Origin of the sequence: uncultured Campylobacter sp. (assembly GCF_938045535.1) — a bacterium.
Lineage (GTDB): Bacteria > Campylobacterota > Campylobacteria > Campylobacterales > Campylobacteraceae > Campylobacter_B.
In genome coordinates this window covers 1-9,514 of the sequence record NZ_CALIMQ010000072.1, presented here as the reverse complement: position 1 = coordinate 9,514, position 9,514 = coordinate 1, and the positions used below count along the sequence as shown (strand labels likewise).

Below are 9,514 nucleotides of genomic sequence, written 5' to 3'. Positions count from 1 at the left end.
ACCGCAGGAATGATCGAGGAAAATAAAAAGCCCAAATCGCTATATTTTTTCGATGATAAATACTACGACCGAAGCGGCAAAAAGGTCGAATCTTTTCTGCTAATCACGCCGCTTGTTTATACTAGAATTTCATCCTATTTTACCCCAAAAAGATTTCATCCGATTTTAAAGCGATATCGCGCGCATCTGGGTGTGGATTACGCAGCCCCCAAAGGCACTAGAGTAAATGCTGCAGGAGCGGGCAAGATTAGCTTCGTAGGGCGTAAAAACGGCTACGGCAATACTGTCGAAATCAACCACGGCGGCGGTATCAGCACGCTTTATGCACATCTTAGCGGCTTTGCTAGTGGCACAAAAGCAGGCGTTAGTGTCAAGCAAGGTCAGTTAATCGCCTATGTGGGCTCGACCGGGCTTAGTTCGGGACCGCATCTGCACTTCGGACTTTATAAAAATAAGCAGGCGATAGATCCGCTTAAGGTAGTCAAGATTGAAAAAACTAACGTTATAAGCGCTGAGGAGCTTAAATTTAAAGCTCTCGTCAAAGATATGGACGCTAGAATGGCTGCGGCTAAAGACGGCTCGAAAAACCCTGCTAAATTTGAAAACTACGAGTCGCTTATCACGATAAATTAAGGCTGAAAATGGAAAATAAAGAGCAGCTGGACGACGTCGAGGAAGCCAAAGCGCTTCTTGATGCGCACCTAGGCGATACGCTTGAGCATGAGCTGAGTGCCGCCGATCTTACGGAGCATTTAAAAACTCTAAAAAAGCATGACGAAGAAAAATACGTAGAATTCTTAAAAAAGCTAGATCCTGAGGATCTTGCCGATGCTGCGCTTGAGATGCCCGAGCATATGCTCGAAGATGTCATCGAAACTCTGCCTCACGAAAAGATCGTAAAAGCGATTGAGGAGCTTGAAAGCGACGATCAGGCGGAGCTTTTGCAAAATATCGGCGAAATCGACGAGGACAAGGCCGAGCAGATTTTCTATGGGCTTGACGAGGATGATCGCCACGACATTCTTACTATCTCCAAATATAGCGAGGACGAGGCAGGCGCGTATATGCAGACCGAGGTCTTTAGCGCCAGGCAGGATCAGACCCTGGGGCAGGCGGTCGAGATGCTGCGCGTTATGCGCGAAAAGGACGAGATCGAGAATGTCTTTCAGCTCTTTGTGCTTGATAAAAAGGGGCATCTGCTTACTACCTTTTCGACGTCCGATCTGATTTTATACGATTTTTCACTCACGTTGGAGCAAATTTCACAAAAATTCGGCGCCGAAAACAAAATCCACTTCGCCACCGATACCGACAAGATCGACGACGTGATCAAGGACTTTGAAGAATTCGATCTTAACGTCATCCCCGTTGTCGATGCTAACGGCGTGCTTATTGGGCGGATCACCGCCGATGATATCCACGATCTCATCCAAGAGCGCGCCACCGAGCAAATTTACAACCTCGCGGGCGTCGATGACGAAGCGGAGGACGATGAGACTACGATCTTTAAGGCGGGACGCGCGCGCGCTGTGTGGCTAGCGGTAAATTTATGCACGGCGATCGTAAGCTCCACGATCATCGGACTTTTTGACGCCACTATCGAAAAGCTGGTCGCACTTGCCGTGCTTATGCCGATAGTCGCCTCCATGGGCGGCAACACCGGCACGCAGGCGCTTACGGTAACTGTGCGCCGCCTAGCCTTGGGCGAGATAGCGTTTAAAGACAAAAAGCAGGTTCTCTTTCGCGAGATCACGATCGCTTTCATAAACGGCCTCATTTTTGCCACGCTGATGGGGTTTGTGGCGTATTTTTGGTTCGGCATTAAGCTTTTGGGGCTGGTAATTGCGATGTCGATGGTTCTAAATTTAACGCTCGCAGGACTTTTTGGCGCCGTCATTCCGATCACGCTTAAAAAATTAAATATCGACCCCGCCGTCGGCAGCTCCGTGCTGCTTACTACGGTGACGGACATCGTGGGATTTTTTAGCTTTTTAGGACTTGCGACATGGATACTACTATAAAAAATTTTAAAATCTCCGAGCTTAAAAGCTCGAATTTCGTTAAACCCTTTCGCCTGAGCTTCGAAATGGACGGCATAGCGCGCGCGTGGGACTGCGTCAAGGTGCACGATAGCGTCTCGATTTTGCTCTACCATACGCAGCGCGACGCGCTTTTGCTCGTCAAGCAGTTTCGCCCCAGCGTGTGGTTTTATCAAGAGGAAGGCTTAATAAATTCGCCCGAAAAGGGCTACACCTATGAGCTTTGCGCGGGCATTTTAGATAAGGGCATTAGCGAGGAGCAAACGGCGATCGAAGAGGTGCTCGAAGAGACGGGATATGCCGTGAAAGATCTGAAATTTATCACGAGCTACTACAGCGCCCTAGGCTTTGCGGCGAACCGTCAAATTTTATACTTCGCGCGCATCGACGAATCGATGAAGATCGGTAGCGGCGGCGGCGTGGATGGCGAGAAGATCGAGCTTTTCTACCTGCCTGCGGCCAAGGCGCGAGAGTTTATGTTTGACGAAAAGATCGTGCGCGCGCCGGGGCTGATCCTAGCATTTCAATGGTTTTTGAGCGAGTTTAAAGCTTAGCGGCGAGACGGAATTTCGTGTGTCATCGCGCGCTTTTGCGTCTCGGCTTTAAATTTTAAAGGACGGCGATGAGGGTTTTACTTAGGCTGTGCGTTATCGCGGCGTGTGTTTATGTCTGCGTGCTAGCGGGACTTTATATCTTTCAGGAACGGCTGATATTTTTGGGCGAGCCGCTGGATAAAAACTTCAAATTTAGCTTTGAAAATTCCGAATTTGCAGGGCTTGTGAATGCGCCCGAGAGCGGCGCGGACGAAAACGCTTCGGCGATTGGCGGCGTAAAAGAAAACGGAGCCGTAGCGGGCGAGATCAAAAACAAAAACGCTCAAACTAGCGGCGAGCGCGTCGGCGAAAACGCCGCAGGAAACGGCGCTGTGGGCAATAACGCAAACGCCGCTGCGATAAAATTTCAAGAGATCAATATCCCGTTTGAGGGCGGGGCGATAAACGGGCTGAAATTTAGCGCAGCAGAGCCTAAAGGCGCGATTTTGTTCTTTCACGGTAACTTCGGCGACGTGAGCGGCTGGGGCGCATACGGCGCGGATTTTGCGGCTTTGGGATACGATTTTTATATTTTCGATTACCCGGGCTACGGTAAATCGGACGGCAAAATTTCATCGCAGCAGCAGCTTTTGGCGAGCGCCGATGCGATGAGCCGCTACGTTTTAGAGCAGCATTCGCCAAGTAAGCTCGCGATGATCGGCTACTCGATCGGAAGCGGCATCGCTGCACAGCAGGCCGCGAAGTGGGATGCGGCGCGACTGATTTTGCTCGCACCATATTTTAGCTTCGAGCGGCTCGCACGCGAAAAGATCCCCTTCGTGCCGAAATTTTTGATCCGCTACAAGATTCCGACCGCGGAATTTCTGCAAGCGGCGCGCAGCACGCAGATCACGCTCATCCACGGCGCCGCAGATGAGCTAATACCGGTGCACCACTCGTATGATCTTGCGGGATCTCTTAAGGCGGGCGATCTATTTTATGAAATAGCCGCCGCGCCGCATAATGGACTGCTGGCAATGCCCGGCATTTGGGAAATTTTAAAAGAGCGGCTGCGCTAATTTAACGGCGGCTCGGCGTAAAATTCCACGCAGAATTCGACCGCTAAATTTTAAAATTTTACGTAGAATTCCGCGCGGGCTAGGTCATCGTAAAATAAGATGAAATTTTATAGCGGCAAAGCACGGCGCCAAAATAAGGGCGCAATTTCAAATCAAAATTTATGTGCCGTTGGCATAAGTATAGAGCCGACTTTGTAGCGTTAAATTCTTTCTAGCGCGCAGGTGCTGAAAATTTTAAACTAAAATTTGCGCAGACCGCGACGCCGTATGTTAGCCTTGTAGAATTCTGCCGCGTAGAATTTTACCTAGCGAAATTCTGTTTCGCAAAATTCTGCTGCGTAGATTTCAATTTACCGCGCTCAAATTTTATCCGCCGCTTTAAATTTATACCGCAGCGCCTAAATTTCTTCCGCTCGTCGCGCTTTACCCAAATTTATATTTAGTTGTTGTAAAATGCGTTTTTAAAAGGATTTTAGCGGTTTGTGATATGAGTATTTTAGAGTTTACGGAGTGCGTAGGCATCGCTTCGGCGGCGCTTAGCGGGTTTTTATTCGGCGTAAAGAAGGGCTGCGATTGGCTTGGGATCTTTATCGCGGCGTTTTTGACGGCGCTTGGCGGCGGGATCATGCGCGATACCTTAGTAAGCCGCGAAATCTACTCGTTTACGCACTATGCGCCCGTAACGATCGTGCTTGCGGTAAGCGCCGTAGCCATTTTCGCCAAACTTTACGAAAACCGCGATTTAGAGGGTAAATTTTTATTTATTCTAACCGATGCGATCGACGTCGTAAGCTTTTCGATCGTGGGAGCGATGGTCGCGCTAAGCTACAATCACAACGTTTTTGGCGTGGTGCTGATCGCGTTTTGCAACGGCGTGGGCGGCGGCATCTTACGCGACGTGCTGCTGAACGAAGTGCCGTGGTTTTTACATACGGGGCTTTACGGCACGATAAGCATGGGCGTGGGCTTGATATATTTCGTGCTTGATGGATTGGGGCTTAGCGGCGCCTTTTCGGTGATTATTTTGCTGGTTTTAGGAGTTGCGTTTCGCATGGTGGCTTATTACAAATCTTGGCATCTGCCTAAAGTGGAGTATAAAAAATGAACTATTTGATGGATAATTTTGCGCGCGTAAACGTAGCGCTGGTAAGGGGCGAGGGCTCGGTAGTCTATGACGAAGCGGGCAAGGACTACGTGGATTTCGGCGCAGGCATCGGCGTAAACTGCCTGGGGCACGCAAACGAAATCGTGCTGGAAGCGATTGGCACGCAAGCTGCGCAGATCATCCACGGCTCAAATATCTATAGAATTTTGCCCCAAGAAGCCCTGGCTCAAAAGATTAGCGAGCTTTTGGGGTATCGCAGCTACGCCGTGTTTTGTAACTCTGGCGCGGAGGCGAACGAAGCGGCGATCAAAATGGCGCGCAAATACGGCACCGTAAATTTTCCTAATAAAAAATTTGAAATTCTAACTCTGCGAAATTCCTTCCACGGCCGCACACTAGCGACGTTGCAAGCTACGGGGCAGGAGAAATTTCATCCCGAAATTTTTGCGCCTTATATGCCCGGGTTTAAATTTTTCGACGATATCGAGGATATCATCGCGCATATCGATGAAAACAGCGTCGCCGTGATGATCGAGCTAGTCCAGGGCGAGGGCGGTATCAAGCCTCTGGATAAGACGAGCGTGCAAAGGCTGGCGGCGGTTTTGAAAGAGAAAAAGCTGCTTTTGATCACTGACGAGGTGCAGTGCGGCGTATATCGCACGGGCGAGTTTGCGACGTCGCAAATTTACGACATCCGCCCCGACATCATCACCTTTGCCAAAGGGCTTGCGGGCGGCGTGCCGATCGGCGCGTGCGTGGCGCAGCAAAACATTTTCGCTCCTGGCGAGCACGGCAGCACCTTCGGCGGTAACTTTTTGGCGACTTCTACGGCGCTTGCGGTGCTTTCGCAACTTGAGTTTTTAAAAGCGAGCGGCAAGCTTGATAAGACTATAAAAAGATTTATCAAAAAACTAGACGGGCTCGCCGCAGACTATCCTAGCCTGATCGAAAAGCGCGTGGGACTCGGTCTGATGCAAGGCCTTGTGCTGCGCGATGAAAAAAATCTGGGCGAGATTTTTAACAAAGCCCTGCAAAACGGACTTTTGATCCTAAAATCCGGCAAGCGCACCCTTAGATTTTTGCCTGCGCTAAATATCAAAAAACCGGAGATCAAAGAGGGCTTCGCGCGCCTACGCAAGAGCCTGGACGAGATAGTGCGGGCGTGAAATTTAGCGATTTTTTCGAGGGCTGGCTAAACGAGAGCTACTACGCAAATGCCGCTAAAATCGGTAAGAGCGGTGATTTTTACACTGCCGTAAGCGTAGGGAGCTTTTTTGGGATCTGCATCGCGCGCGAAATTTTACGCCTAAGCGCGGATTTTTGCGCGATGCAAGAGTTAAGCTTAGACGCGGCGGCAAGCCCAATTGCATCGCGTCAAAACCTTGCGGCTAATCCTGACAAGCTAAATTTAGATGTCTCGCTTGTAGGAAAATCGGAAAATAGCGTTAAAATCGCTATCGTAGAGATCGGCTCGCACGATGGGCGGCTGCTTTGCGACATAGCGCAAGCTATATTTACGCTAGGCGGCGTGGCGGCGCTTGATAGATTTAGCTTTGCAATTATCGAGCCGCATGAGCGTCTGCGCGAGCTACAGCGGGCGAGCTTTGCAGAGAGCTTCGGCGGCGAAATCGCGCTAAAGCACTTCGCAAGCGCGCGCGAAGCGAAATTTAAAGATGCGATCTTTGTGGCAAATGAGCTTTTCGACGCCTTTAAATGCGAGGCGGTGGACGGCGAAAATATGCTTTTTATCGAAAGTGGTGCGGCAAAATTTGCCCCCATAAAAGAACGTGAAATTTTGACTATTGCACGCAGATTTGGCATCTCGCGCGGCGAAATCCCGGTCAGATACTTTCGCTTTGCGCGCGAAATTTGCGCCAGAGCGCAGCGGTTTTATTTCATCGCCTTTGATTACGGGCAGATGGGCGCTAGCGGCGATTTTAGCCTGCGAATTTACCGAAACCACGAAGTTTTTAGCTTCTTTGAGGTGCAAAACTTGAGCGATTTTTACGGCAAAAGCGATCTTACCTACGACGTAAATTTTGAAATTTTGCGTGCTGCGTTTGAGGATGCGGGCGCCATGACGGCGGATTTTAAAAGACAGATCGCGGCTCTCATAGACTTCGGCGCGGCCCAGCTTTTAGAGCTTTTTATGCAAAAAAGTGGCGAGAAGGGTTATCGCAATGCGCTTTTGCAGTTCAATCACCTGCGCGCGGAGTTTGGCGAGAAGTTTAAGATGATAAAATTTAAAAAGGGGTTTTGATGAAAGCTTTTATCGATTGCGATTGCGAAATTTTACAAAAGACGCTGGAGCTGTTTTTGAAGGATCGCGCTACAAGTGCGCAGGATTGCGACTTTGTGATAAGCGACGAGCTGCAAAGCTCGGCAAAACCGCTATTTTTAATCGGCGAGGACGGGGATTTGGCGCTGCCGTTTTCAAAGCAGATGTTGTTATCGAGGCTAGAGGATTTTCAAAGCTCGCTACGGGTGGATCTTAGTGGATACGACGCGGCAGAAGTTGAAATTTGCGCGCTATTTGATGAGTTCAAGACAAAAATCATCGAAATTTTAAGAAGGCAAAATGGCTAAATTTTCCAAGCTCGGCGGCGCGCTCTTTACGCAAATTTCAAGCGGCATCTATAAGGGCAAAAAGCTCGCTCTGCCCGCGCTTTCGAGCACGCGCAGCACAAAAAGCATCGTAAAGGGCTCCTTTTTCGATACTTGGCGGGAGGAGTTGCGCGGCGCGGCGTTTATCGAGTGCTTCGGCGGTAGCGGCGCGATGGCGCTTGAAGCGCTAAGCAACGGCGCAAAAAACGTTTATGCGATCGAAAAGGACGTCGCCGCGCATAAGATAATGCGGAAAAATTTCGAGCTTTTCGGACTCGGTGCAAACGCGATTTTGGGCGATTGCTTCGAGCGACTACCCGAAATTTTGCACGAGTTGCAAGCGGATATGAACGGACGCTCGGGCGTGAATTCGTTAAATTTAAGTGGCAAAAATTTCAAAAACCATGCCGACGACGGAACCTGCTGTGAAAATTTAAGCAGCGAAAAAGACGGCTGCCGCAAAAGCTTTAGTGGCGTAGAGCAGGGCGAGGACGGATACCGCGCCGCGCAAAGCGTAGAAGCGGAAGGTGGCACGCAAAGTGGCGTGAAAGATTTGGCAAAATGCGGCACGCGAAGCAGTGTGCCTGACAGCGCGCAAAATGGCGTGCAGAGCGGCGTAAATGGCGATTATGTGGGAGATGAGAGCTTTGGCGGTTGTGCCCAGATTGGCGATTATGCGGGTGCTTCTAGTATAAAATACTGCGTGAATTCGCTAGCTGCGGACGCTGTGAGCTTTAGCGAAAGGTTTGACGATAACTGCGCTTCGCAATACGACGCGAGCGGCACCGAGACCGTTAATTGCAACGTAAATTTAAGCTCAAAATGCGGTGAGAGCTCTAATTTTGACGCAAATCGCGGTACGGGCTTAGGCGCGAGCTGTGAAGAGAAAGAAAGCTTAAATTTGAGCGAAAATTTTGACGCGGGTTGTGGAGAAAATTTACATTCAAGCGCAAATTTCGTCTATGATTCAAGAAAAAATTCCACTGCGAATTCTAGTGGTAATTTTGCCGCTAGCTGCAAAGAAAATTCGTACCCAAACGTAAATTTAACCTGCGGTTCAAGAAAAAATTTCGCCGTTAGCTCCCGCGAAAATTTATCCTGCGGTTTAGGAGAAAGCTCTGCTGCAAACGATTTAGGCAAATGTTCTGTTGCAAATTCTAGCGAAAGCCATATCGCAAATTCCAAAGAAAATTCCGTATCCGATCCCGCGCGCATAGTGTTTGTATATCTGGACCCGCCGTTTGCGATCAGGCAGGGTTTTGGCGGGATTTATGAGCGGGTGTTGGCGCTGATAGCGCGCCTGGGCTCCGCGCAGTGTGAGCTGCTAATCGCGATCGAGCATATGAGCGAGCTTGAGCTGCCGCCTAAAATCGGCGATTTCGCGCTGCTTAAATCGCGCAAATTCGGCGCTACGACGATGAGTTACTACGCAGAATGAAAAGCTTAAAGCAAATTTTAGATTACTACGCCGATTTGAAAAATTGCGACGCGGATCTTTTCGGCGCGCCCGATCCGCTACAGGTCGCAAAGCAGCAGAGAGACGACGTCGTAGCGCTCATCTGCGCGCTGTTTGCTTACGGAAGCGCGGCTCAAATTTTAAAATTCCTCCGCTCGCTTGATTTTTCGCTTTTGGACGCGAGCGATGAGCGCATTGGTGCGGAGCTTGCGGGCAAAAAATATAGATTTCAAAGCCCGCGCGACGTCGCTGAAATTTTTATAACTTTAAAGCGGCTTAAAAATAGCCTTAGCATCGAAGAGAGCGTGCTTTGCGGTATGCAAAAAAGCGGACGGATTGAGGATGGGATAAATTTTTTAATCGGCGAAATTTACAAATTAAATCCCTACCGCAGCCAGGGGTATGAGTTTTTTTTCGGGCGCGGCTTCGCGCAAAAGCACACGTCGCCGTATAAGCGCTACAATCTTTTCCTACGCTGGGCGGTGCGCAACAGCGACATCGATCTGGGGCTGTACAAAAAGATCGAAAAATCGCGCCTCCTCATCCCGCTCGATACCCATACGCATAAAGTTTCGCTTAAGCTTGGGCTGATCGATCGCAAGAGTTACGATTTTGAGGCGGTTTTACAGCTTACACAAAGCTTAAGACGCTTCGATTCGAGCGACCCCATCAAATACGACTTCGCGCTGTACCGCCTC

Annotated in this window: 10 protein-coding genes and 1 pseudogene; all 11 read left to right on the top strand. The window is 49.6% G+C overall.

Features of this window, described 5'->3' with window-relative positions; all coding sequences use genetic code 11:
* Positions 1-633 (top strand): M23 family metallopeptidase (locus tag Q0095_RS02485; RefSeq protein ID WP_297881048.1); only part of this gene is annotated, 633 nt, incomplete at its 5' end.
* Between the two features lie 8 nt (positions 634-641).
* Positions 642-2,021 carry a magnesium transporter gene (gene mgtE, locus Q0095_RS02480; protein ID WP_297881046.1) on the top strand — a complete coding sequence of 460 codons (1,380 nt, stop codon included), beginning with the start codon at positions 642-644 and terminating at the stop codon, positions 2,019-2,021.
* Positions 2,006-2,593, top strand: a complete 588-nt coding sequence (locus Q0095_RS02475) for an NUDIX hydrolase (protein WP_297881045.1) — start codon at positions 2,006-2,008, stop codon at positions 2,591-2,593. Before mgtE ends, Q0095_RS02475 begins: the two co-directional genes overlap by 16 nt.
* Before the next feature lie 68 nt (positions 2,594-2,661).
* Complete coding sequence (locus Q0095_RS02470) at positions 2,662-3,651, top strand: alpha/beta fold hydrolase (RefSeq protein ID WP_297881043.1); 990 nt, start codon at positions 2,662-2,664, stop codon at positions 3,649-3,651.
* 487 nt (positions 3,652-4,138) lie between these two features.
* Positions 4,139-4,756 carry a TRIC cation channel family protein gene (locus tag Q0095_RS02465; RefSeq protein WP_297881041.1) on the top strand — a complete coding sequence of 206 codons (618 nt, stop codon included), beginning with the start codon at positions 4,139-4,141 and terminating at the stop codon, positions 4,754-4,756.
* Positions 4,753-5,922, top strand: coding sequence for an acetylornithine transaminase (locus Q0095_RS02460; protein ID WP_297881039.1), 1,170 nt, complete (start codon positions 4,753-4,755; stop codon positions 5,920-5,922). Before Q0095_RS02465 ends, Q0095_RS02460 begins: the two co-directional genes overlap by 4 nt.
* Positions 5,919-7,016, top strand: a complete 1,098-nt coding sequence (locus Q0095_RS02455) for an SAM-dependent methyltransferase (RefSeq protein ID WP_297881037.1) — start codon at positions 5,919-5,921, stop codon at positions 7,014-7,016. The genes Q0095_RS02460 and Q0095_RS02455 overlap by 4 nt, the downstream gene beginning before the upstream one ends.
* Positions 7,016-7,342: a hypothetical protein gene (locus Q0095_RS02450; protein WP_297881035.1), complete on the top strand. Its 327-nt coding sequence runs from the start codon at positions 7,016-7,018 to the stop codon at positions 7,340-7,342. Before Q0095_RS02455 ends, Q0095_RS02450 begins: the two co-directional genes overlap by 1 nt.
* Positions 7,335-7,691 (top strand): annotated as a pseudogene (locus Q0095_RS02445) (RsmD family RNA methyltransferase); the annotation flags it as partial. The gene Q0095_RS02450 and the pseudogene Q0095_RS02445, both read left to right, overlap by 8 nt.
* Before the next feature lie 15 nt (positions 7,692-7,706).
* The gene (locus Q0095_RS02440) at positions 7,707-8,798 is read left to right on the top strand and encodes an RsmD family RNA methyltransferase (protein WP_297881050.1); all 1,092 of its coding nucleotides are present in this window, start codon (positions 7,707-7,709) and stop codon (positions 8,796-8,798) included.
* Positions 8,795-9,514 (top strand): TIGR02757 family protein (locus tag Q0095_RS02435; protein ID WP_297881033.1); only part of this gene is annotated, 720 nt, incomplete at its 3' end. The genes Q0095_RS02440 and Q0095_RS02435, both read left to right, overlap by 4 nt.

Bases quoted from the DNA above. Each gene is read 5' to 3' on its own strand.
- Q0095_RS02465 (WP_297881041.1), top strand. From the start codon at position 4,139: ATGAGTATTTTAGAGTTTACGGAGTGCGTAGGCATCGCTTCGGCGGCG.
- Q0095_RS02475 (WP_297881045.1), top strand. From the start codon at position 2,006: ATGGATACTACTATAAAAAATTTTAAAATCTCCGAGCTTAAAAGCTCG.
- Q0095_RS02450 (WP_297881035.1), top strand. From the start codon at position 7,016: ATGAAAGCTTTTATCGATTGCGATTGCGAAATTTTACAAAAGACGCTG.
- mgtE (WP_297881046.1), top strand. From the start codon at position 642: ATGGAAAATAAAGAGCAGCTGGACGACGTCGAGGAAGCCAAAGCGCTT.
- Q0095_RS02440 (WP_297881050.1), top strand. From the start codon at position 7,707: ATGAACGGACGCTCGGGCGTGAATTCGTTAAATTTAAGTGGCAAAAAT.
- Q0095_RS02470 (WP_297881043.1), top strand. From the start codon at position 2,662: ATGAGGGTTTTACTTAGGCTGTGCGTTATCGCGGCGTGTGTTTATGTC.
- Q0095_RS02460 (WP_297881039.1), top strand. From the start codon at position 4,753: ATGAACTATTTGATGGATAATTTTGCGCGCGTAAACGTAGCGCTGGTA.